17 protein-coding genes are annotated in these 24,422 nt (G+C 67.6%); 4 read left to right on the forward strand and 13 right to left on the reverse strand.

All coding sequences use genetic code 11. The features are described from left to right. The first annotated feature begins 58 nt into the window (after nucleotides 1-58). Both BKY59_RS05990 and BKY59_RS05995 read left to right on the forward strand, forming a co-directional pair. Entirely contained in the window at nucleotides 59-1,594 is a 1,536-nt protein-coding gene (locus tag BKY59_RS05990) for an ATPase domain-containing protein (RefSeq protein ID WP_076069466.1), read from the forward strand. Next, entirely contained in the window at nucleotides 1,594-3,579 is a 1,986-nt protein-coding gene (locus BKY59_RS05995; protein WP_076069468.1) for a PAS domain-containing hybrid sensor histidine kinase/response regulator, read from the forward strand. The genes BKY59_RS05990 and BKY59_RS05995 overlap by 1 nt, the downstream gene beginning before the upstream one ends. A 244-nt stretch (nucleotides 3,580-3,823) precedes the next feature. Here BKY59_RS05995 and BKY59_RS06000 read toward each other — a convergent pair whose 3' ends face one another. The 5 genes from BKY59_RS06000 to BKY59_RS06015 form a co-directional block, all read right to left on the reverse strand. Then, on the reverse strand, nucleotides 3,824-6,097 hold the full coding sequence (locus BKY59_RS06000) for a glycosyltransferase family 4 protein (RefSeq protein ID WP_076069471.1): 2,274 nt from the start codon (nucleotides 6,095-6,097) through the stop codon (nucleotides 3,824-3,826). Continuing rightward, nucleotides 6,094-7,194 carry a zinc-dependent alcohol dehydrogenase gene (locus BKY59_RS17900; protein ID WP_206362021.1) on the reverse strand — a complete coding sequence of 367 codons (1,101 nt, stop codon included), beginning with the start codon at nucleotides 7,192-7,194 and terminating at the stop codon, nucleotides 6,094-6,096. Before BKY59_RS17900 ends, BKY59_RS06000 begins: the two co-directional genes overlap by 4 nt. Beyond that, nucleotides 7,195-9,231, reverse strand: coding sequence for a glycosyltransferase (locus tag BKY59_RS17905; protein ID WP_206362022.1), 2,037 nt, complete (start codon nucleotides 9,229-9,231; stop codon nucleotides 7,195-7,197). Between the two features lie 44 nt (nucleotides 9,232-9,275). Further along, nucleotides 9,276-11,513 (reverse strand): UDP-galactopyranose mutase, encoded by a 2,238-nt coding sequence (glf, locus tag BKY59_RS06010; protein ID WP_076069474.1) that lies wholly within the window; start codon nucleotides 11,511-11,513, stop codon nucleotides 9,276-9,278. Nucleotides 11,514-11,709: 196 nt separating this feature from the next. Continuing rightward, nucleotides 11,710-12,942 (reverse strand): glycosyltransferase, encoded by a 1,233-nt coding sequence (locus tag BKY59_RS06015; RefSeq protein WP_240499975.1) that lies wholly within the window; start codon nucleotides 12,940-12,942, stop codon nucleotides 11,710-11,712. Between the two features lie 115 nt (nucleotides 12,943-13,057). On the opposite strand from BKY59_RS06015, the gene BKY59_RS06020 reads away from it, so the two are divergent. Both BKY59_RS06020 and BKY59_RS17250 read left to right on the forward strand, forming a co-directional pair. Next, a complete protein-coding gene (locus BKY59_RS06020) occupies nucleotides 13,058-13,264 on the forward strand; it encodes a hypervirulence associated TUDOR domain-containing protein (RefSeq protein WP_076069476.1) in 207 nt (68 codons plus the stop codon). Nucleotides 13,265-13,312: 48 nt separating this feature from the next. Then, nucleotides 13,313-13,555 carry a hypothetical protein gene (locus BKY59_RS17250; RefSeq protein ID WP_129586216.1) on the forward strand — a complete coding sequence of 81 codons (243 nt, stop codon included), beginning with the start codon at nucleotides 13,313-13,315 and terminating at the stop codon, nucleotides 13,553-13,555. 27 nt (nucleotides 13,556-13,582) lie between these two features. Here BKY59_RS17250 and BKY59_RS06025 read toward each other — a convergent pair whose 3' ends face one another. From BKY59_RS06025 to BKY59_RS06060, 8 genes are all read right to left on the reverse strand, one after another. Continuing rightward, nucleotides 13,583-14,824 (reverse strand): glycosyl hydrolase 53 family protein, encoded by a 1,242-nt coding sequence (locus tag BKY59_RS06025; RefSeq protein WP_240499976.1) that lies wholly within the window; start codon nucleotides 14,822-14,824, stop codon nucleotides 13,583-13,585. Further along, nucleotides 14,821-17,826 (reverse strand): TonB-dependent receptor, encoded by a 3,006-nt coding sequence (locus BKY59_RS06030; RefSeq protein WP_076069479.1) that lies wholly within the window; start codon nucleotides 17,824-17,826, stop codon nucleotides 14,821-14,823. Before BKY59_RS06030 ends, BKY59_RS06025 begins: the two co-directional genes overlap by 4 nt. Before the next feature lie 342 nt (nucleotides 17,827-18,168). Continuing rightward, complete coding sequence (rsgA, locus tag BKY59_RS06035; RefSeq protein WP_076069480.1) at nucleotides 18,169-19,167, reverse strand: ribosome small subunit-dependent GTPase A; 999 nt, start codon at nucleotides 19,165-19,167, stop codon at nucleotides 18,169-18,171. Between the two features lie 88 nt (nucleotides 19,168-19,255). Next, nucleotides 19,256-19,618 carry a hypothetical protein gene (locus BKY59_RS06040; protein WP_083671903.1) on the reverse strand — a complete coding sequence of 121 codons (363 nt, stop codon included), beginning with the start codon at nucleotides 19,616-19,618 and terminating at the stop codon, nucleotides 19,256-19,258. Nucleotides 19,619-19,706: 88 nt separating this feature from the next. Beyond that, nucleotides 19,707-20,366, reverse strand: coding sequence for an alpha/beta fold hydrolase (locus BKY59_RS06045; protein ID WP_076069483.1), 660 nt, complete (start codon nucleotides 20,364-20,366; stop codon nucleotides 19,707-19,709). A gap of 49 nt (nucleotides 20,367-20,415) precedes the next feature. Further along, on the reverse strand, nucleotides 20,416-21,717 hold the full coding sequence (locus BKY59_RS06050) for a CitMHS family transporter (RefSeq protein WP_076069485.1): 1,302 nt from the start codon (nucleotides 21,715-21,717) through the stop codon (nucleotides 20,416-20,418). Between the two features lie 25 nt (nucleotides 21,718-21,742). After that, the gene (locus BKY59_RS06055; RefSeq protein ID WP_076069488.1) at nucleotides 21,743-23,248 is read right to left on the reverse strand and encodes an OprO/OprP family phosphate-selective porin; all 1,506 of its coding nucleotides are present in this window, start codon (nucleotides 23,246-23,248) and stop codon (nucleotides 21,743-21,745) included. Next, nucleotides 23,245-24,345, reverse strand: coding sequence for an ABC transporter substrate-binding protein (locus BKY59_RS06060; protein WP_240499977.1), 1,101 nt, complete (start codon nucleotides 24,343-24,345; stop codon nucleotides 23,245-23,247). The genes BKY59_RS06055 and BKY59_RS06060 overlap by 4 nt, the downstream gene beginning before the upstream one ends. Nucleotides 24,346-24,422 lie beyond the last annotated feature (77 nt).

The following is a 24,422-nucleotide window of genomic DNA, read 5'->3' on the forward strand; positions in this document are numbered from 1 at the left end:
TGCCCTTTCGGGGTCCTGCGCTAAGGACCTAAAGCGATCGGGCATATAGCCTGTCGCGATGGACAGGATCTATGGCGTGGCGCAACATCTCGATACTGCCCCCACGCAGGCATCGACCGGCATAGCCGGGCTGGACGACATTCTGAACGGCGGGCTGACGCCGGACCGGCTCTACCTCGTCGAAGGAACGCCCGGGACGGGCAAGACCACGCTGGGGCTGGGTTTCCTGCTGGCCGGCGCGGCGGTCGGCGAAGCGGGGCTGTACATCACGCTGGCCGAAACCGAGGTCGAACTGCACGCCGTCGCCAAGACGCACGGCTGGTCGCTGGACGCGCTCGACCTGTTCGAGATGGTGCCTGTCGACGGGCTGGGCGAGGACCAGGAACAGACGTTGCTGCATCCGAGCGAGGTCGAACTGGGCGAGACGATCCGCGCGATCATGGACCGCGTCGACGCGATCCGCCCCGCCCGCGTCATTATCGACAGCCTGTCTGAACTGCGGCTGTTGGCACAAAGCCCTATCCGTTACCGGCGGCAGATCCTGGCGCTGAAGCATTATTTCTCGCAGCGGAACTGCACCGTCCTGATTCTGGATGACAAGAGCACGACGGGCAGCGACGTACAGCTCCACAGCATCGCGCACGGCGTCGTCGCTCTGGAACAGACGCTGTCCGGGTTCGGGGCGCAGCGCCGCCGGCTGCACGTCATCAAGATGCGCGGCGTGCGTTACCGTGGCGGCTACCATGATTTCGAGATCGAACGTGGCGGATTGCAGGTCTATCCCCGCCTCGTCGCCGCCGAACATGGCGCGACCTTTACCGACACCGTCGTGTCGACCGGATCGGCCCCATTGGACGCACTGCTGGGCGGTGGGCTTGCGCCGGGCACGGCCACGCTGCTCATTGGCCCGGCCGGCGTGGGGAAGACGACGGCGGCCGTACAGTGCATGATGGCGGCGCTGCAACGCGGCGAACGGGCGGTATATTTCCTGTTCGACGAACGATTGCCGACGTTGCTGAAACGATCGGCGGCGCTGGACATGGACTTGCGCCCCTACATCGCCAGCGGGCATCTGGAAGTGCGGTCGATCGACCCGGCCGAGATGTCGCCGGGCGAATTCGCGGCCGCGGTGCGGACGGCGGTGGAAGGCGACGGCGCGCGGACAATCGTGATCGACAGCCTGAACGCCTATCTGCAATCCATGCCGGACGAGAAGTTCCTCGTCCTGCAGATGCACGAACTGCTGAGCTATCTCGGCCAGAAGGGGGTCGTCATCCTGATGATCCTGGGATTGCACGGCATTGCGGGCGACGTGCGGTCCGACGTTGATCTCAGCTACCTGGCGGACACGGTCCTGCAACTGCGCTATTTCGAGGCTGCGGGCACGGTGCGGCAGGCGATATCGGTCATCAAGACGCGGACCGCACGGCACGAACGCACGATCCGCGAGTTCCAGATCGAACAGCATGGCCTGCGGCTGGGTGAACCGCTCACCCGGTTCCAGGGCGTGCTGAGCGGCGTGCCGACCTTCCTGGGCGATGGCGGGACCCTGATGGCGGACGCGGCGGCGGCGGGTACGGGCAAGACCGCCTGATGGAGGACCGGGTCCTCATCGTCGCGCCGCGCGGCCGGGACGCGGTCGTCGCGCGCGACCTGCTGGTCCGCGCCGGCATCCGGGCGGAGATCGAGGCGTCGCTGACCGATCTGGTGCGGGAGATCGACCGCGGGGTTGGCGCGGTGCTGATTACCGAGGAGGCGCTGGCCGCACCCGACCGGACCGTGCTGACCGACTGGGTGGCGGTCCAGCCGCAATGGTCCGACCTGCAATTCATCGTGCTGGGCAATGGCGGCACGGCACCGCGCACCGCGGCGGCGACACAGCGGCTGGGCGAACTCGCCAACATCGTGCTGCTGCAACGCCCGCTGCATGCCGACGCGATGCTGGGCGCGATCCGTACCGCGCTGAAGGCCCGCCGCCGGCAATATGAGGTGCGCGTCGCCGGCCGGACGCTGGAAAGCGCGGTGCGCGACCGCACGACCGAACTGGAGGCGGCGCGCGACAGCCTCGAAGTCGCGCTGGAGGCGGCCGGCATGGGCAGCTGGGATATCGACCTCAGGACCGGGCAGGCCCGGCGCACGCTGCGCCACGACCAGATCTTCGGCTACGCCACGCTGCAGCCGGAATGGGACGTCGACCGGTTCCTGGGCCATGTCGTTCCCGCCGACCGCGCCCGCGTCAGTGCGACGTTCCAAGCCGCACTGATCGACGGCGCGCTGGACGTGGATTGCGAAGTGATCGGCAACGACGGGCAGCGCCGCTGGATCGTGGCGCGCGGGCGGGTCCGGTACGACGCGCAAGGGACCGCGGTCCGCATGACCGGCGTCGTGTCCGACGTGACGGACCGCAAGGAGGCGGACGCGCAGCTGGCGCAGGCGCAGAAAATGGACGCGATCGGCCAGCTGACTGGCGGCGTGGCGCATGATTTCAACAATCTGCTGACGCCCATCGTGGGCAGCCTGGATATGCTGCGGCGCCGGCACCGGGAGGACGAGCGGAGCCAGAAGATGATCGGCGGCGCGTTGCAGGCCGCCGAACGCGCCGCGACGCTGACGCAACGCCTGCTGGCGTTCGCGCGCCGCCAAGCGTTGCAGCCGAAGGCAGTCGACCTCGCCGCGCTGATCGACGGAATCGTCGAACTGATCCGCCGATCGCTGGGTCCGACCATCACGGTGGTGCTGGAGGTGCCGCGCGACCTGCCGGCGGCCAAGGTCGATCCGAACCAACTCGAACTGGCGCTGCTGAACCTCGCGATCAACGCGCGCGATGCGATGCCCGGCGGCGGCAAGCTGACGCTGACGCTGAGCGCGGTCACCGCGTCGGACCGCAACGTCACCGGGCTGGAACCCGGCGACTATGTCTGCCTGCAGGCGACGGATACCGGCACCGGCATGGACCGCGCCACGCTCGCCCGCGCGACCGAACCGTTCTTTTCAACCAAGGGGGTCGGCAAGGGTACCGGCCTCGGCCTGTCGATGATCCACGGTCTTGCCGCGCAATCGGGCGGCACTTTGCAACTGGCCAGCGAACCCGGCCGTGGCACGGTGGTCACCCTGTGGCTGCCCACGACGGACGAACCGGTCGCCGGCGCCGCCCTGCCCCATGCCGACCCGGTGCCGGTCGGCCGCGCCGCGAAAGTGTTGCTGGTCGACGACGAGGATCTGGTCCGCTTCGCCACCGCCGAAATGCTGCGCGACATCGGGTACGGCGTGGTGGAGGCGGGATCGGCCAGCCAGGCACTGGCCGCCATCCGATCCGGGATCGAGATCGACCTGCTGGTCAGCGATTACCTGATGCCCGGCATGACGGGCGCGGCGCTGATCGCGGAACTGCGCGCGATGGGCAACCGGGTGCCCATCCTGCTCGTCACCGGCTATGCCGCGGCGGGGGACGACGTGCCGGCAGACGTACCGCGTCTGTCCAAGCCGTTCCGCCAGGCCGAACTCGCGGTCCGGCTGCACGAACTGCTGCACGCCCCGGCAGGACGGCCGCGCGTGGGGGCACGAGCGCCGGTGGGGTAAAATCCGTTGAGACCTGACGATTTCGGATTTATCTTGCGCCTGACTCCGTTGAGGAAATCGATGAACCTGATGGTGCAGGGACCTGATTTTCGGTCAAACCACGATCAGATTCGTCCGTGCCGAGCGCAGTCGAGGCGTTTCCCCCGCGCGTAGCAGAGGACCGCGGTGGGCCTCTGGGCCACTCCCGAAGGGTCTCTCGACTTCGCTCGCGACAGGCGGTTCACAGTGCAAGTCCTTCAGTTGGTCAGACCGGCGCGCGATCCGCCACCTGCGTCGCCCCGAACAACAACGTCTCCTCCCGCAGCGCGGCGGCTAGCGGCGGATAGGCTGCGCGGCCCCCGCCGACTATTTCCTGTTCCAGCAGGCCGTTGTGGCACGCGCGGTCATCGTCCCAGCCCGGATGGTTCAGCACCGGGTAGAGGCAGATCCCCTCGACCGGAACGCCGAGCGCCATCGCGGCCCGCACCTCGGCAGCGACATAGCGCAGCCAGTCCGCGCGGCGATCCGCCTCGATCCCGGTTTCGGCGACGAAGATCGGCCGGCCGTAGCGCGCATAGGTATCGGCCAGGATCGCGCGGAACGGCTTGTAGAGTGGATGGCCGACGTCGATCTCGTCCCCGCCGTGGATGCGCTGGTTGTTGTGGTAATAGTTGACCCCGACGATATCGAGCAGCCCCGGCCGGCCGCCGATCTGCGGCCACAACCGCCCGGCAAGCAGGTCCCAGCCCTGGAACTGCGACTGCCGCCGGCCCTCCGCGCCCGTTGCGTCGTGCGGACGCGCAGGATCGATCGCATAATGCATCACCGGGTCGGCATGAATGAAGCGCGCCTCGGGATCGTCGCGCAGGATCGCCTCCATCGCCGCGATGCTCGCCCGCGCCAGCTGGACCTTCAGTTCGAACCCACGCCCGCGCGCGAACGGATTGAGATAGGCGACGTCGCCGCCGCCCCAGGCGAAGAAGCTGATCTCGTTCACCGGCGCGTAGAAACGCCGGCCCGTCGTCCGGCCCCGAATCATCCGCGCGGCCGCCGCCGCGAACCGGGCGAAGCGCGTTACGAATTCGGGCGACCAGATATCGATATCGTCCGGCCAGCCATAATGGAGCAGGTCCCAGACCACTTCCGTGCCCGTCGTCGTGGCCGCATCGAGCTGTGCCGCCACGCTTGACCAGTCGTACACGCCCGGCCGGGTCTCGATCCGGTGCCAGCGCAATCCGTCGCGGACCGTGACGATGCCGTGCGCCTGCAACGCGCGGTAGTCCGCCGCCGCATGCGTATCGTGATGCGTCGCGGCGATCGTATCGACGCGCTGCCGGTCATGCGCCCGGCGGTGCGTCGAACATTCGAAGCCGCCCTGGAAGAAGCTGCGGAACAACGGTGCGTCCGGGACCGGTTTCGGATGCTCCGCCAGCACCGTATCGAACAGCGCGGCCCAGCGCGGCAGGACGGCGGTCGTCGCGTAGCTGGCCAGGACATGCGCCTGCAACGCATCGCCCAGCCGCCGGCGCAACGCAGCGTCACCGGCCAGCCGCAGGATCGCATCGGCCACCACGGCCGGGCTTTCATGCGGCACGAACAGGCCGCTGCGACCGTCGGTGATCTGCTCCTCCGACCCGTTGTCGCGCGTCGCGATCACCGGCAGGCCGGCCATGCCCGCCTCCGCGATCACGTGCGGCATCCCCTCCCCGCGCGACAGCCAGGCGAAGATATCCAGCCCGGCGAACAGCCGCGGCACGTCCCCACGGTCGCCGAGGAAACGGAGCACGCCGTCCAGGCCGAGGACGTGGCTCCGCGCGCGCAACGTATCGGCATAGTCCGGCATGAACACGTCCGGCCCGCCGATCACGACGAAGCGCACGTCCGGGCGGACGGCATGGACCCGTGCCGCGGCATCGATGAAGTCCTCGACCCGCTTCTTGGCGTCCAGCCGGCCGACCCAGCCGACCAGCGGCACAGCGTCGGCAATGCCCAGTTCTGCCCGCACCGCAGCACGGTGCGCCGAGTCATATTCGGCCGGATCGACCATCGAGGGGATGGCGAGCGCATGTTCTTCGCGGCCCGGCATCCGCGTCGCGGCGGCATCGCGGATCGAATTGCACACGCCGACATAGCGGGTCGTGAAATGCTTCGGGCCGGACAACGCCTCCGAAACCAGTCCGCCATGTTCGATCAGCGGCGGGCGCAGTTGCAGCCGTTCCAGCGCGGGATAGAGGTCCGCCACGTCCTGGCACGACACGACGATGTCATAGGCCGGAATCTTGCTCGCCAGATAGCCGACCGTCTCGTCGAACGAGAGGTTATACGGCACCGTATCCACGTCGACGCCCAGCGCGCGAAGCTGCTCGTGCGTCTGTTCCGGCATGCCTTCCTTGCGGAAACAGGCGACCACGTCGATTCGGTATCGTGTCCGGTCCAGCCCCGCCGCCAGCAGCCGGACCTCTGTCTCCTCGCCGCCGACGACCAGCCACGCAAAGACGAACAGGATGCGGACCGGCCCGCGCCCGTGATCACCGGTCAAGACTGGACCTGGAACACGATCTGCAGGAACTCCGGCCGGTCGGTGACCAGATGGTGCATGAAGCCGGGCGCTTCGTCGATCGGCACCACGTGGGTCACGATCTGCGCGCGGATCTCGTCACCGCGGGCCACAAGCAGCTTCACCGTCTCGCGCGCCAGCCGCGCCTTGTCCCACTGGAAACCGAGCCCGCGCGGCACGCGACCGATCTGCGCGCAGCGGATGTTGAGGCCATTATGGTGGAACTCCTCACCCAGCCGCAACCCGTTCGCGCCGCCCTGGTAGAAGGCCAGATCGATCACCGTTCCCTGCGGGCGGAGCGCACGCAGCGCGGCATGCAGGCTGGCGCTGTCGGCGCGCGTCTGGAACACCACGTCCGCGCCACGATCGTCGCCGCCATGCGTCCAGCGCGCCTTGGCATGTGCCCACGCATCCGCCTCGGTCATCGCGGTCAGCTCCAGGCATTCCGACCGCATCCGGCGGAACGGCGACGGATCGGCGATCACCACCTCGGACGCGCCCGCGGCCTGCGCGAACAGCGCGGTGAACAGGCCGACGACGCCGGCGCCGATCACCAGCACCGGCCGCCCGGCGATCCCGGCGCCCAGCGTCGGCACGTTCGGGCCGAGCAGTTCGGCATCGGCATGCAGGATGCCGTTCGCCGCGATTGGCCCCATCTGGGCCACATAGATGCCAAGCAGCGGATCCATGCCGGGCGGCAGTTTCACCAGCAGGTCGTGGAACGGGTCGGCGATGTGACCGCTCTTGTGGCCCCACGTCCCCGCGACGATGTCGCCCGGGGCATAGTCACCCGCGCGGCTTTCGACTACGCGCCCGACCTCCATGTAGCCGAGGAACGGCACCGGGAAATGCATGCCCGCCTCACCTTCCACGAACACGCCGCGGCCGGCATCCCAGCGCGAATGGAGATAGGGGTTGGTCGCCTTGAAGAAGGTCAGCTCCGTACCCGCCGAGAAGCCGGTGTAGAGCGTCTCGATCCGAACCTGGCCTTCGCCGGGGGGCCCCTCGTCATAGCCGGTGAAGCCGGCCCGACCCGGTGCGTCGAACCCCAGCGAACGGATGTGGCGATGCTCGCTCATTCAGGCGTCTCCCAATGTGACGGCCATGCCGCAGCGCGCCGATTCCACGACCGCCAGCGCCAGGCGGTGCGTTTCAACCGCATCGCCGTAAGGGCAGCGGATGCGGTTCTCGCCGCCCTGCACCGCGTCGATGAAGTCGCGGTCCTCGCGCCAGACCGGGTCGCCCTCGGCCCCGCGCACCGGGCGGCCGTGGCCGGTATCGATCATGACGTCGCGGTCGGTCAGTTCGATCGCGAACCCGTCGCCGAAGATATGCAGGCCGACCCGGTGGTTCCATTTCAGCAGGCAGGTCGAGGCAAAATTCGCCACCGCGCCGGACCGGAACAGCAGGCTGGCGGTGCTGACCGTCGGCACGTCGAGGCCCGGAAACTCCGGCCGGTCCAGATGCCCCGCCAGCCCGTAGGCGCGGGTGACGTCACCCGCGAGATAGCGCGCCAGATCGAGCAGATGGGTGGTCTGTTCAACCATCTGCCCGCCGGACTGGTCCGCGTGCCACCACCAGACCGGCGGCGGCGTCGAATCGAGCCAATAGCCCGACATCAGCCGCGCCGGATTGCGCGCCAGCATCGCGCGGACCTCGTCCACCGTATCTAGATAACGCCAGTGATAGCCGACCGCGGTCACGACACCGCGCTCGGCAACCTCCGCGGCGATCGCGTCCGCCGTCGCGATATCCAGCGCGACGGGTTTTTCGACAAAGAATGGCAGTCCCTTGGCCAGGACCGCCCGTTCGGGCGCGCCGTGCGCGAAGGGCGGCACGCAGATATAGACGGCGTCGAGCGGCACGGCATCCAGCATCTCAGCGGCGTCGTCGAACGCGCGCGCGCCGAACCGGGCGGCCGCATCGGTCGCGCGGACTAGGTCAGGATCGCACACCGCCACGATCGCGACATCGTCGAACGTTTCCAGCACGCCGAAATGGCGATGCGCGATGCCGCCTGCCCCGATGAAGCCGATCCGGGTCTTCTGCATGCTGTTTCCTTCGGTTCGGGGCAGGCCCTGATAACATTCGACGGTCTCGGCGATCATGCGGTCGGCGCGGTAGTGCGCGGCATGATGGTCGCGCGCCGCCGCCGCGACCGTTGTGCGCACGTCCGGGTCGGACAGCGCATCGCAAATCGCGGCGGCCAGCGGTCCGGCCGCCGCTTCGGCCAGCCAGCCGGTCCGGCCGGGCAGGATCACCTCCGCCGTGCCCAGCGTCGCGGTCGCGGCCACGGGCAGGCCGGATGCCATCGCCTCCAGCACGACCAGCGGCAGACCTTCGAACCGCGACGGCAGGACGAGCAGGTCGGCCGCCGCCATCAGGTTTGGAACGTCGTCGCGCCGCCCCAGCATCCGCACCCGGCCCGCCAGCCCGCGCGCCGCCACCGCCCGCGCGATCGGGGACAGCAACGGCCCTTCGCCGACCAGCAGCACGACCAGATCGGGATGCGCGCGGATCACATACGGCAACGCGTCGAGTAGCAGGTCATGCCCCTTCTGGGCCGCGAACCGGGCGACCATCAGCAGGACGGGCGCATCGCCGATGCCGAACCGCTGCCGCATCGCTGTGCGATCCCGCGTCGCTGGGACGGCGTCGATGCCGTTGCGGATCACGGTCAGCAGGTCCGGCCGCACGCCCGCGGCGCGGTGGCTGTCCGCCACGCCGTCCGATACGCAGATCAGCCGGTCGATCATGTCCAGGCCGGCATCGTGCGCCGCACGCTGATCCGCATCGGTCAGCAGATAAGGCAGATGTTCGGTCCGCACGACCGCGCCGACGCCCGCATCACGCGCGGCGGCGGCAAGGCCGTGGCCCTCCCACCCAATTCCGGCATGGACATGGACGATATCATAGCCGCCATGCGCGATCCGGCGACGCAGTCCGGCGGCATCCGGCGCGTCGGACGCGATAACGCCCAGCCCGCGGCGGACCGCATCGGCCAGCAGCGGACTGCCCTCCGGTGCGCCGACGACGATGTCCATCGACGCGGCCATGCCGCTCGCCAGCGTCAGCATGTGACAGCCGACGCCCGACGGATCGCGGCTGTCGGTCATCAGGCACACCCGCAGGCGCGCACCCTCCCCGCCGTGCACGCCGGTCAGGACTCGACCAGCGCGCGCTGCGGCGCGATCCGGTCGCCCAGTCGGCGGTATGTTGCCAGCGCCTGCCCCACCACCTGATCCATATTATAGTAGCGATAGGTCGCCAGCCGCCCGACGAAACTGACGTCCGTCAGCGTATCGGCCAACGCCTCGTAGCGCTTGTACAGCGCCTGGTTGTCGGCGCGCGGAATCGGATAATAGGGATCGCCGTGCGCGTCCGAATATTCGTAGCTGATGCTCGTGCGCGCATGCACCTGGCCGGTCAGATGTTTATATTCGGTGATCCGCGTGTGCGGCGTTGCCTCGTCCGGATAGTTCACGACCGCCACCGGCTGATATCGTTCGAGATCATGGGTTTCGTGGCGGAACTTCAGACAGCGATAGGGAAGCGGCCCGAACCGCTGGTCGAAATATTCGTCCACCGGCCCGGTGAAGATCGTGTGGCCGACGCTGACCCGGGCGGCCACGTCGCGGTGGTCGGTCGCCAGTTCGATATCGATCAGCGGATGATCGAGCATCGCCTCGAACATCGCGGTGTAACCGGCGGCCGGCATCGCCTGGAACGTATCGAGGAAATAGCGGTCGTCGGTGGTGGTGCGGGTCGGCACGCGCGCCGTGACGGACCGGTCCAGTTCCGACGGATCCAGTCCCCACTGCTTGCGCGTATAGCCACGGAAGAAGGTTTCGTAGAGCTGGTGGCCTACCGCTGCGACCACCACGTCCTCCGATGTTCGGATATCGGCACGCGGTTCCGCCCGCGCTGCCAGGAACGCCGCGGCCTGCGCCTCGTCCTTCAGGTCCAGATCATAGAGGTCGTTCAGCGTCGTGCGGTTGATCGGCACCGGCAGCAGCTTGGATCCGACGCTGGCCAGCACGCGGTGCTCGTAGGGCCGCCATTTGGTGAAGCGCGACAGATAGGCGACGATCTCTTCGCTGTTGGTGTGAAAGATGTGCGGGCCGTAGCGATGGACCAGGATGCCGGCGGCATCATGATGATCATACGCATTGCCGGCGACATGGTCGCGCCGGTCGATCAGCAGCACGCGCTTGCCCGACCCGGCCGCCAGCCGCTCGGCCAGCACCGCGCCGGCGAAGCCCGCGCCGACGACCAGCACGTCATAGTCAGGCCGCCGGACGCCCGGCCGGATCGCGGCGGAGGGGTCAATTGCGGGAACGGGCGCTGGCACGGGGACCCTTGCCGTATCCATCGCGGTTTCCAGCAAGGCGCGCATGTCCGCGAACGTCCGGTCCCACGACATCGTCGCGATCAGTCCGTCCGCCGCGTCCAGCCACGCGCCACCGCGCGGCAGAGCGAGCGCGGCGGCACAGGCCGCCACGAACGCATCGGCATCGGCGGCGATCGCGACGCCGTCCAGCCCGCCATAGGTCGCCTGCACGTCGACGATCGGGGTGGATACCACCGGCCTGCCGGCGGCAAGATATTCCGGGGTCTTGGTCGGGCTGATGAACCGCGTCGCCGCATTGATGGCGAACGGCATCAGCGCCACGTCCCAGCCGGACAGATAGGCGGGCAGCGCCGCATAATCGCGCGCGCCCAGCCAGTGGATGTTCGGTCGGCGCGGCAGGTCCCGTTCGTCGATCTTCACGACGGGGCCGATCATCACGATCGACCAGTCCGGCCGCGCCGCCGCGACCGCGTCGATCAGCGCGAGGTCGATCCGCTCGTCGATGACGCCGTAGAAACCGAGCTTCGGGCCTGCGATCTCGCGCTGGTCCGCCGGTTCGCCGCCATGGCCCCGCGCCGCCCGAAAATGCGCGGTATCGACCGCGGACGGGAACGGGTGGACATTGGCATGGCCGGCGCGCTTCGCCTCGTACAGGCTCTGTCCGCCGGTGAACATCACGTCCGCGCGCGCCATCAGCGCAGCCTCCTGCGCATGCAACGCGGGATCGGCGAAGCGGAACGCCGACAGTTCGTCCATACAGTCATAGACGGTCGCGGCGACCGCGACATGCTGCGCGAAACCGAACATCATCGGGGTATAGAACCAGGCGATCGGCGGCTGGGCCAGCGTGTTGGCCACGAACATGTCGAGCAGGTCGCGCAGACCGGCCTGGACGGCTTCCGCGTCCCACCAATGCGGCAGGCGCGGGCGCAACGCGATCACGCCGTCCTCTGGAAAGGGGTGATGCTCCAGATAGGGCAGCGGGTGATCGCAGCCGATCGGCTCTTCCCAGAAAAAGACCGGCGTTTCCACCGCAAACCGTCGCATCAGATGTTGCGGGCGTTGCGTGACGAAGTCCCACCGCAAGTGGGAAAAGCAGACGACCGGCGGCGTGCCTCTGGTTAACTGCCCGAATTCGGCAGCGGTATGGGACCGACTGAATCGTTGCACGCAAAACTCCGGTTGGAGACAGGATCGTAACCTTAATCTCGTCTAATCGATCCGCCCGACCGCTCCGCTAACCTCAATCAGCCCTCCGCTTTTTTGCACGCGCCGCCGCGACCGCCCCCGCAATGCGTCGGACGGAGTGCGGCCAGGTCCAGCGCGCCAGCACGGCGTCGCGCGGGTGCAGCGTGTCCGCACGGGCGAGCAAGTCTACGATGCCCTGCGCGAACCCATCGGCAGACGCGACCGCACCGGTTTCGGGCAGAACGAACTGCAACCCGCATGACAGCGCTTCATTGGCCAGCACCGGCAGCCCAGCGAGCATATATTCGGTCAGGATCGCGGGCGCGCCGTCGTCGATACCGCACACGACGCCGATCCGCGCACTGTTCATCAGCCGGTTGACCGCATCGAACGGCACTCCGGGCGGGCCGATGAAATCGACCGACAGGCCATCGGCCGCCGCACGGTCGCGCAGCATCTCCGCCATCTCGCCATAACCGAACACGCACAGCGCCCGCACCGACCGCGGCAGCTGGGCCAGCGCATCGAACAGGATATCGTGGCGCTTGTAGGGTTGCGCCGCCGCGACGTAGATCAGGTCGTACGGCTTGTCCGTACCCAGCGGGCGGAACTGGTCGATCGCCGCGAACTCCGGACCGACCGGCAGGATCAGTGTCGCGACGCCCGGCGCGCGGGCGGCAACGACGTCCGACTGCCACTGCGCCCCGGTCAGGATCAGGTCGAACCGCTGGGCCAGCGCATCCGGGATCCGCAGGGCCGGCGCGTCGATCGAATTGTAGATCAGCACGCTGCCCGCGCACGCATCGAGGATCGCGGCATCCACGCCCAGCCCGAACACGATCAATATGTCCGGCGCGCCATGTTCGGCCAGATGCGCCAGCATCGCATCCGACGCGATCGGTGCCGCGGGGCCGGACGCCCGGAACGTGCGCCGCACCAGCAGCGGCGATGCGGTGGCGATCCGGGCATCGCCACGACCCGTCCGATGGTGCCAGATCTCGGCGCGGTCGACGATCCCCGCCTTCACCAGCGCCAGCGGCAGCCGTTCCAGATAGCCGCCCTCCACCACCAGCCGGTCGCGCGCGTCGGGCATGATGCCGCCGGCATCGTTGTCGGCGACCGGGCCGCAGGGCAAGTCGGCGGGCGCATCGCCCGCTTCCATCCGGTCGCCGATCACGATGACGGTGGGCACCGCCCGCCGCGGATAGGGTGCGCGCACCAGATGCGGGGTCGCGCGGTCCGCGGCATCCGGCGACCGTGCGGCCCCGGTCGATGATATCTCGCTCATCGCCACAGGCATAAGCGGCCGGCCCGCGCATGAACATCGCTTTTCCAGGGGCCCGTCCTGCGCCAAGGCAACTCCCGCCGCGCACGGGGGTTGGGTCGGACAGAAGGAGCATGACATGACCCAGAACCCCAAGATCGGCAGTAAAGTCAGCTGGAACAGCCATGGCGGTGAGGCGCACGGCAAGGTCGTCGAGAAGGTGACCGAACCAACCGAGATCAAAGGCCACAAGGTCGCAGCGACGAAGGACGAGCCGCAGTTCATCGTCGAGACCGAAGACGGCAAGCGCGCTGCGCACAAGCCGGATGCGCTGCACAAGGACTGAGCGGAGCCGCCTGACGGGCCCGGAAATGATGCCCTACAGTGCTGTGGTATGGCGGCCGGTCCGGCGCGCACTGCCTTGCGCCCGTTCAAAGTCGGCGATCCGGCAAGCGTTGACGATCCCGACCGGTCGCCCCCACAGCGGACGTCGATCAAGCCTTTGCGCTGGACGGTGCCGCGCGCCGGATGGAACTGGACCGTATCCTGCGCTCCCTCACCGGTGCGCCGGTTCGCCGACATACTCAGCCTGATGATCGGTCGTGCCGTAAGCCCGCACGATACCTCCCTTGAGTAAGACAAGGTAGTTGAGCGGCGTTCCCAACTATAGCCCGTAGTCCCTTGCCATCTGGCGATATTCGGCAAGGCGGGCATTGGCGACATAGTCCCCGCCCTCGCCGATCGGGCCGGTCTTCGGCGCGGCTGGTTTCGGCTTCGGGCCGGTCGCCAGGACCGCCCCCGGTGCTTCCGCCGCGTTCGCGCCTTGCGACAGAAGGTCGGGCTTGGCCCCGCCGCCGGCATCGACGCCGCCCCGGTCGAACAGCGCCTCCTGGTGGCGGATCGGTTCCCAGATGAAGGTGCCCCACCCGCGTCGATCGGGCAGCGCATGGACCAGATCGTTGATGTAGCGTTTGCGGCTCGAATATTCCGCGACGAGCAGCCCCTTCGATGGATAGCGCTTGATGAAGTTCTCGAACGTGCGCTGCCAGTCGCCCTGCGCGACCTGTTGATAGCAGGACAGCCCGATCACGTCGAAATCGACGTTACGGGCGACCAGTGCGTCGGTCCACTCGCGCACGATCGCCCAGTGGCGACCGAGATGGTTATGGACCTGGATCAGCACGTCCGGTTCCGCGACCCGCGCGCCCGCGATCCCGGCCCGCAGCAATGCCGCCAGCGCGTCGAACCCGCCCACCGCGCCGGTATCGCGGTGGTTCGCATCTGTCACCGGATTGCCGGTCAGGGTCTTCAATGCCACCTGGCCGCGCGGCCACAGCATGCCGAACGTGATCTCGTTGCCGATCACGACCATGTCGACCGGCGCGCCGCCCGCCCGCATCGCGCGGAGCGTGTCGCGCGTGTGCGCCTCCACCGCCCGCGTCAGCCCGGGCAGGTCGCGCGCCGCCCATGCGGCCGGTACGCCCTGATGCTCCGGATCGGCCCAAGTGTCGGAATAATGCAGGCTGAGTGCCAGCCCCATGCCCGCCGCCCGCACGCGCCGGCCCAGTTTCACGGTCTGCGCAAGTCCGCTCCATGCCCGGTCCGGTTCACGCGCCGAATAGCCGCGCGCCGGGTCCACGAACATCCGCAGGCGGATATAGTTGAACCCAGCGTTCTTCAGCAGAGCGATCGGATCGCGCTGCACGCCGCCTTCGAAATAGCGCGCACCGGCCGCCTCGTCCTCGGGTATCCACGATATGTCGGCACCCAGCATATAGGGACCGGGCCGCCCGCCCGTCGCGGCGCGCGCCGGCGTACGGGCGGCCAGCGGCGTCGTCGCAAGCGCCGGCAGGGCCAGCAATCCCAGCGCGTCCCGCCGCCGCACCATTTCCGAAGGCGACGTCACAGGCGGAAGTTCACGCCGAACGTCACCGTCCGTCCGATCCTCGTTTCGAACAGCGTGTCCTGACGTGCGCTGTCGGTATAGAGCCGGTTCTGCTCGTCGGTCAGGTTCTGTCCTTCGACGATTATCTTCAGACGTGGCGTGATGTTGTAGGATGCCGACGCATCGACATACAGCGTCGGCGAATTGCCCTGCAGATCGCTGCCCGGCGAGGCCGGAATGCCGCGGATGAACCGATCGCGATAGTTTGCGGTGCTGCGGATGCTGAACTTGTCATTCTCGTAATAAAGCGTGCCCGACGCGGTGTTCTTGGACAGGCCGACAAGGTCCGCGGTTGTCGTCACGGTCGGCACACCGTTGACGCTCGCCAGGATGTACTGGATCTTCGACGTGACCCGCGTATAGTTCGCCAACATCCCGAAATCGCTCAGAAATCCTGGCAGGAAGGTGAATGGCAGCTGGGCGTTCACCTCGAACCCCTTCAGCTTGCCGCCCGGCGTGTTGAACGGTTGCGATACGGTGAACAGTTCGGATGGCTGCGTATTCGAATTGTCGAGGAGTGCAGCGGGCAGACCCAGGTCCGTGAACGGTACGACGCTGTTAACATTCTGGATGAAGCTCTTGATATCCTTGTAGAAGTACGCGAACGACAGCAGCGACCCGGGGCGGAAATACCATTCTACCGCGGCGTCGGCGGTGTTGGCGCGGATCGGGTCGAGGAACGGGTTGTTGATGGTGCCGACCCGCGTGGTCGGCGTGACGCCGCTGGTCGGGGTCAGCAGGCCCAGTTCGGGCCGCGCCAGCACCTTGGCCGCCGACAGCCGCACCAGCAGGTTTCGCATCGGTTCGATCACCAGATTGCCCGCTGGCAGCCAGTCGTCGTAGCTGTTCTTGGCGGACGCGAACTGCCCGATCAGGTTGGTAGGCGACGTGACCCCCGCCGGCGGTGCGACCGCGATATAGCCGGTCGCGTTCATGTTTGTCTTGATATAGCGCACGCCGACGTCGCCGCGCAGCCCGAGGCCCACGCTTTCGTCAAGGTTGAACGTGCCCATGACATAGGCGCTCGTGATTTCTTCCTTCACGCGCGCACGTCCGCCACCGCATTCGACACCGCAGTAGCGGACCGCATCGAACCCGAACGTGTCCGCCCATTTGTCCGGATCGATCGCCGCCCAGCTGTTCGGGGCACCCGATCCGAACAGCTTGCCGACGTTGGTGATCTGCGTCGTGATGCTGGCCAGCGTGGTCCCCGCGGGCAGCGCGCGCACCACCGAGTCGGCGTTGAACGGCCGCTGGAACGCGTTGACATAGTCGCTCTCGCGATACTGCCCGCCGGCCTTGATCGTCAGCGCGTCGCCCAGCGTGTAGGCGACGTTGACCTCGCCGGTCATGTTCTTTGTGTCCTGGCGCGACGGCTTGCCCTGGAAACTGAACCCACCCAGCACGGTGCCGTCTGCCTGCGCCGGGGCATAGTTGAACAGGTTCGGGTTCGCGACGTCGAAGCCGAACCCGATCGTCGGCGTCGATCCGTTCGCGAAATCCAGCGTGTAGTTGTCGCTGTCGATCACGTCCATGAACGTCTGGAGGCGCTTCTTGCCGTTCAGGACCGACTGGTTCATGCCCACCAGGGCACTGATTTCAAGGCTTTCGTTGAACCGGTGGCGGAAGTTCAGGTTAGCCTGCTTGAACGTCGAGATGAAATTGTCGACCAACCCCTCGGACCGGACATCGACGCCGTCGAACGTGCCGGACGTCAGCGAGCCCTTGTCGTCGAACGCGATGTCGCGGACCGAGGTCATCGGCTGACCATTATTGGTGATCGACCGTCCGAACGAGATCGCCGCGATGTAGTTATCGCGCCGTGTCACCTCGAACCGCGAATACAGCATGTCGAGCGAGATGTCGGTGTCGTCGTCCGGCTGGAACTGGATCGTGGCGGTGCCGCCGATCCGCTCCTGATTCTGTTCCGAATTCAGGTAGCGCGGGATGCGCGGCAGGAACGCGCCGCTGCCGGGCGTGTTGGGCAGGTCGGCGCGACGCAGGTTCTGGATCGTCTGGTAGGCGGCGGTCGTGCCGGTGCGTGGATTGTTCGTGCTGCAATTCGCGGCGGTTACGCCCCGCAGGGCATTGGCGGCACGGACGATCGGGTCCGGGGAATTGACTGCCGGGTTGGACCGTTCGAAACCGACCGGCGAACAGAAGCCGCCATTGGTATTGGCCGACAGCAGGTCGACCGCGGCATAGCCGACCTCCCGCAGACGGCGCTTCTGATAGGCGAGCGACCCGAGAATCCCGACCGTACCGTCGGCGAACTTCTTGGACACCAGCAGCGAGGCGCGCGGATCGGCCTTTTTCGACAGTTCGTTGTAGATCCCGCGGACCGTGGTGGAGAGGACGAAGTCGTCGCGCGCGTCGAGCGGTTTCGGTGCGTTCAGGTCGACCGTAGCGCCCAGCGAACCTTCCTCGACATCGGCCGACGGCGTCTTGCGTACCGACAGGGCGGAGAAGATCTCGGTCGGGAAGACGTTGAAGTCGAAACTACGACCGCTGTTGCCCGCGCCGAAAATGTCGGATGCGCCGGTCTGCGCCGTGCCCTCCATCCCGTTGATGCGCACCCGCGTGAAACCCGCCCCCAGCCCGCGGACCGAGATGTTGCGCCCTTCGCCACCGTCGCCACGCGCCAGCGCGACGCCCGGGATCCGCTGCATCGACTCGGCCAGGTTGGAGTCGGGGAACTTGCCGATGTCCTCCGCCACGATGCTGTCCACCGCGGCGGTTTCGAGCCGCTTCTGGCTGAGCGCGCTGTTCAGCGAGGCGCGAAACCCGGTGACGACGATTTCGTCGGCGTCGACGGGCGCGGGTGTCACCGCATCGCCGCTGGCCGCCTTGCCGGTGGTGGCGGGCAGGCTCTGCCCGAAGGCCGGCGCACCGATTGCGAGGATACCGAGCGCCACAAGCGACCCGCCAGCGTGCAAACGAACGGCGCAGGACATGCGTATCATGATTTTCTCCCTCTTCCCGACACCACCTTCTTTGAGGTGTGTGTCCCAATATGTGAAACGAAGAACCATAAGATGCTACTAGCGTGACGCTTTGTCGAGTGGGAAAGCGCGCACCGCCACAATGGCGCTCAGAGCGGTCGCACTTCATGGATGGGGCAGGACAACTTCGGGTCGAACCACTCCCGGACCCCGCCATCTCGAGTGTAGCCACAAAGTCCTGCGACTTTGCTCGGCATGCACCGGTCTACTTACACCATGATGCTTTCAGACGGGCCTGTGTCTGAGCCAGATGGCGTTGGAGAAACGGGTCAACGCACTATCGTCACGCTCCAGATCGCGCCCTTACCGCGACCGGCGCTTGAAGGGTTTCACGGCGGCCGCGGCTTCCTCCGTCGCCAGCTTGCGCCAGCGATCGAAGCGTTCCGCGGTCAGCGCGCCGGTTTCGATGGCGGTCCGGACGGCGCAGCCCGGTTCGACGCCGTGCGAACAGTCGGAAAAGCGACAGTCCTGTGCGGCCAGTGCGAAATCGTCGAAGATTTCGGCGATGCCGGTCGCGGCCTCGGCCAGTTGCAATTCGCGCATGCCCGGCAGGTCGAGCAGCCAACCGCCCTGCGCCAGGCGGTGCATTTCGCGCACCGTCGTCGTGTGGCGGCCCGTGCCGTCGTTCGCGCGGATCGCCTGCGTCGCGATGCTGTCCGACCCGCGCAGCGTGTTCACCAGCGTCGACTTGCCGACGCCCGAGGAACCGAGGAAGGCGACGGTCCTGCCCGGGCCGCACCACGCGGCCAGCCCGGCGACATGCGTCGGATCGCGGCCGTTGACGGTTTCGACGAGCAACCCCGGCTCGATCGCGCGGGCCGCGGCAGCATAGACGTCCGGCGTGTCGGTCAGGTCGGCCTTGGTCAGCACGACGACCGGATGCACACCGACCTCATGGGCGAGCACGAGATAGCGTTCCAGCCGCGCCACACTGAAATCCTGGTTGCACGAGGCAACGAGGAACACCGTATCGACATTGGCAGCGATCATCTGTTCCTTGCGCGGATCGCCGGGGGAACGCCGCTTGAACAGGTTCATGCGGATCAGCACGCGGGTGGCCAGCTGCGTCGCACCGTCGACCAGCAGCCAGTCACCGACCGTCGGATGATCGTCCCCCGGCCGCGCACCGGAGATATGCGGGTCGAGAAAGCCCTGCGATCCCGCCCCCGAAACGGCGATCTTGCCGCGGTGGACCGCCATCACCCGGACAGGATGGCAATGCATGGCCTCGTCAGCCGAAACCTGCGCGCTGAAATGCGGGTTCCAGCCAAGGGCCTCCAGCGTCTGTTCGATGGATGTCATAAGTGTGCAGCAGCGTCCTTATTTGCGACTCGATAGAAATGGTCGTTGCCGGCCGCAAAGGAACGGCCCCGTCGATTTCGATCGATCGTTACTGATAATGTGCGGTCTTGCCGAACCCATCGTTCGTCTTGGCCATCCGGGCCAGTTTCCGGATGTAGGACCGGACATGCCGATCGAAGCGCATGTCGTCATAGACGCCGCGCCAGACATAGTCCTCGCGGTCCAGCAGCAGGCGCAATCCGTCCAGAAAGCTCGCCTGCGCATCGGCGGCGGCGCCGGCCTTCATCAGGGTGCAGACCATCTCCTCGGCGGTCGCCTTGTCGCAATCGTCCTGCAACGCGCGGCCGCCGCGTTCGGCCGCGACCTGATCGGCGCGCGCCGCGACGATCCGGCTGTCTAGCCATGTGCGGACGATGCCGCCGTCCCACGCCTTCTGCACCGCAACTGCCAAGCCGAATTCCGATCCCGATCAGGGTCCCCAACCCGGGGGACCCCCCTCTTCGCACGGATCGGGGCGGTGCCGCACCGTCAAATGCGCTTCAGCCCTGCCGCAACCAGTCGCGCAGCAGAGCGGTCACTTCGCCAGGCCGTTCCATCGGGGACAGGTGCCCGCAGGAGCGCAGCATGTGGAATTGTGCGCCCGCGATGCGCGCGCTCAGCGCACGTGCATCGTCAGGTGTGCAGATCCGGTCGCGATCGCCGACCGCGACCAGCGCGGGCACATGGATCGCCGCGATGGCATCGCTGATGTCCGGACGGGCGAGCAGGGCGCGCTGCTGCCGTTCGAACACGGCCTGACCCACCCGGTCGGCCATCGCCTGCGCCGGGCCGCTGACATTGGCGGTCAGCCGCGGGTCGGCGTGCGGCGCGGTGGCGAGCAGCCCCTGCCCCACCACCGTCCGCGGGCGGATATCCATCGACGCGCGTGTCCCGAACAGCGCGATCCGCGTCACCCGGTCCGGGGCCTGCCGCACCATTTCCACCGCGACATAGCCGCCCAGGCTGACCCCGGCCACGGCGAAGCGCGGCGGTGCGTCCGCCAGCACACGTGCCGCCATCCCGGCCAGCGTATCGTCCTGCGACAGGTCGCCGAACTCCGGCTGCGCAACCGTCGACAGTGCCAGGATCTGCGCGGCCCACAATTGCCCGTCGCACCCCATGGCGGGCAGCAGCATCAGCGGCATCGGCGATCGGTCCATGCTTGTCCCCCTCATCATCTGACCCTCCTCATTTCGATTGCATCCGACGTCAGGCGACGAACGGGAAGGCGAGCGCGATCATGCCGACCAGCGTCATCACCACGCATACGGCGGTCGCCGGGACCAGCGTGAAGCGCTGATGATCGGCCAGGTCGATGCCCACCAGGCTGACCAGCAGATAGGTGGACGGCACCAGCGGGCTGAGCAGGTGGACCGGCTGCCCCATCAGCGATGCGCGCGCGATCGCTTCGGGGGCAACGCCGTAATGCGCGCCGGCCTCGGCCAGGATCGGCAGCATCCCGAAATAGAAGGCGTCGTTGGAAATGAAGAAGGTGAACGGCAGGCTGAGCGCGGCGGTGATCGGCGCCATGTACGGCCCCATCGCGGGCGGGATGAACCCGACGACCTCCTTGCTCATTGCCTCGACCATGCCGGTGCCGCCCAGGATGCCCGTGAAGATGCCCGCCGCGAAGATCAGCGAGACGACGGCCAGCACGTTGCCGGCATGGGCGGAAATCCGCTCCTTCTGGTCGGCGACGCTGGGATAGTTGACGATCATCGCGATCGCGAACGCCAGCATCATCAGCACCGACAGCGGCAACAGGCCCCAGACCAGCAGCGTCAGCAGCGTAACGACCAGGGCGGCGTTGAACCAGATCAGCTTCGGCCGCCGTGCCTCGGGATATTGCGAGACGGCCATGTCGGTCACGGCGTCCGGCTGCTGCACGCCGGCCGCGCCCATCCGCGCGCGTTCCTTCCGCCCGAAGTAGATCGCCAGCCCGATGAGGAACAGCAGCCCGGCGATCATGCCGGGGATCAGCGGCAGGAACAAGGTTGCCGGGTCCAGCTTGAGCGCGCTGGCCGCGCGTGCGGTCGGCCCGCCCCACGGCGTCAGGTTCATGATACCGCTCGTCGTCATGAGCAGGCAGACGAGGTACAGCCGGTTCATGTCGAACCGCTTGTACAGCGGCAGCAGCGCGGCGATCGTGATGATGTAGGTCGTCGATCCGTCGCCATCCAGGCTTACCAGCGCGCACAGCACGACCGTGCCGATCAGGATCCGCATCGGATCGCCGTGGACCATGCGGATCAGCCGCCCGACCAGCGGATCGAACAGCCCGGTGTCGGTCATGGTGGAAAAGAACAGGATCGCGAACAGCAGCATCACGCCGGTCGGCGCCAGGTTCTTGATCCCGTCGATCATCATGTCGCCCAGGCCCGCACTCTGCCCGGCGATCACGCCGAACAGCGACGGGATGACGATCAAAGCGACCAGTGGCGTCATTTTCTTCGTCATGATGAGCGTCATGAACGTGGCGACCATCAGGAAGCCGAGGAGGGCAAGGTTCATCGCATCGTCCTTGGGAACGGGAGGATCAGAAAGTGACGCCGACGCGGGCGCTGAGCGTCTGTCCGCTGTCGTCGCCGGTGAAGGCGCCGGACCGGTTGTCGGTGTTCCACCGGATGGCGTTGACCTGGAACCGGGTGAAGCTGTTCAGATACCAGTTTACCCCGACCGTCGCGGCCCAGCCTTCGCCGCCGGTCAGCAGGTCGGTGTAATCGAGGTTCTCATAGCGCGCGGTCAGCTCGATCGCGCCCGGCCCGCCCTCGAACGTGGGGGCCAGGACCTTGGGCTGCCCGAACGCGCCGAGCCGGGGATTGTACGGCGGCAGGTCACCGGTCAGGAACAGCCCGGTCGACACGCTCCACGCCTTGCTGACGAAGTCGGACCGGCCGGCGTCGAGCCGCGCATTGCGCCGCCCGGCCTCCGCCATCACCCAAAGCGGACCGCGATAGCCGCCCAGTTCGACGCCGTAGCCGGTCGTGCCCGTCCCGCCGGTCAACGTGCCGCTGCCGACGCGCAACGCGCCGTTGAACCGTCCGCCGATCACCGTGTTGCGGGTCAATGTTCCGGCCACCGACGACAGATGCTCGTCAAACCCCCAGATGCCGAGATGGAGCACGCCGCGGTCGCCCTTCACCGGGTTCCAGTGCGCCCGGCCCAGCGCCGTCCGGCTGTCGCTGACGGCCTGCGCCCCGTCGATCCGGTCGCCGGTCACGGTCAGCGAGGCATGGCCCGTTTTCCAGAACAGCCGCGGCATGATGCCCACGCCGTAGAAGCCGCGTTGCGGGATGATCGCGGTCGCCACCGTCGTGCGTTCCAGGAACGGCGTCGAATCCGATCCCGTAGATCCTTCGAACCCCCGATCGTTGAACAGGTGCCCGGCGCGCACGTCATAATCCAGGCCGGGACGGAAGCGGTTGCGCCAGCCGACGAAGGCGGTGACGACGTCCACGTCATTTTCGGAGAAATCGGTTTCGAACTGGTAGAAGAAGTGTGTGCCCACGCCGCCTTCCAGCCCGAGGCGCAGCGCGCGCATGCCCGTGGTGGTGATGTTGCGGCCGGCATAGCGCGAACCGAAGCTGGAACTGACGTCGGTCAGGATGCGGCCGCGCGGCTTGAAGGTGTAGACCCCGTCCGCGGAATGGAACACGGGCAGGCCCGCCCCCCATTCGGTCGTCAGGCCGGACGGATTGTCGCGCGCGGCGATCGCCCGCGTGACGTCGCGGTCGGCGGGGCCAGGCGGGGCCAGTTGCGGCGCGAATGGCACGGTGCGGCGCGGTTGGGCGGATTGCGCCACCTGCGTCGGCGCTGTGGCTGGTGCGGCACCGGGGGCGGGCGTCGGGCTCATCTGCGCCACCGCGCCGCCGCCCGCTTCCAGCCGGTCGAGCCGCGCCTTCAGCCCGGCGATCTCGGCCGCCTGCGCGCGGACCAGCGCGACCAGATCGGCATCGGCCGGCGTCGCAGCCGGTATCTGTGCCAGCGCGGGGGTGGCGGCGATCAGCGCGAGCGTGGCGCAGCCGGTACGGAAATAGGTCATCGGGTCTTGGCTCCGGTGGCGATGATCGCGGTCCAGTCGCGCAGGAAACGCTGGCGCTTGACGCGATCGAGATTGACGAGAAGTTGCGGCCCGACGCGGATCGGACGTGCCTGTGCCGCCGGCAACCGCCGCGCAGGCACGTCGGTCCGCACGGGCCACAGGCTTTGCCGCGCAAGCAGCCCCTGCCCCTGCCGCGACAGCAGGAAATCGAGGAACAGCCGGGCGGCGGCAGGATGGGCGGCGTCGCGCGCAATGAACGCGATGCGAGAGGTGACGATGGTGTAGTCCTGCGGAAACGCCACGCCGATCCGCGGGTCGGTCCGCGCCCGGGCGAGCGCGTAGGAACCGATCACATTGTACGCGATCGCCTGACGCCCCTCCGCCACGGCGCGCAGCATCGGTTCCGTCTTGGCGGACAGCACCGGCCGCGTCGCCGCGATCGCCTGCATCAGCGACCGCGTGTCGCGCGTCGCGGCCATGTCCTCGGCCAGGTAGAGATAGCCGACGTTGGACTGCAGCGGATCGAACGTCGTCACCCGCCCGACAAACGCACGCCGTTCGCGACGCAGCAGCGCGTCCAGCGCGGCATGGGTTCGCGGAACGCGGGTCTCGGGAACCAGCCGGCGGTTGTAGACGATGCCCACCGGCTCCGCGGTCACGCCGAAGCCCATATTCTTCCAGACCGCCGTGGGCGGCAAAGCGGGCTTTTCCGGGCTGGAGTAGCTTTGCGCGAACCCGTCGTTGATGAGCTTCACCTGCAGGTCCATCGCCGACGACCAGACGAGGTCTGCCGACCCGCGGCGCGCGCGCGTTTCGGTGACGAACCGGCGGTAGAGTTCGGCCGACCCCAGATCGGCATACAGCACCGCGATGCCCGGATAGCGACGGCGGAACGCGGCGACGACCGGGACCATCTCCGCGCGATCGGCATTGGCATAGATGCGCAGCTGCCGTTCAACGCCGGCGTCCGCGATCAGCCGGTCATAGGACCGCGGATAGCCCGCCGGACGTTGCGCCACCGTGGGGCAGGCGGCCGTCAGCGCGACCAGCCCGGCCGACACGATCGATATGCGCAATCTGGAAACGATCATGGCCATCGCACCTCTCCTCGCCTTCCGCCTCTGAGTTCGGATAGACAGCGATCGTGCAGTACGATCCGAACCTGTCATCAACC

Source organism: Sphingomonas montana, assembly GCF_001956315.1.
In the GTDB taxonomy this organism is placed as follows: Bacteria; Pseudomonadota; Alphaproteobacteria; order Sphingomonadales; family Sphingomonadaceae; genus Sphingomonas_R; species Sphingomonas_R montana.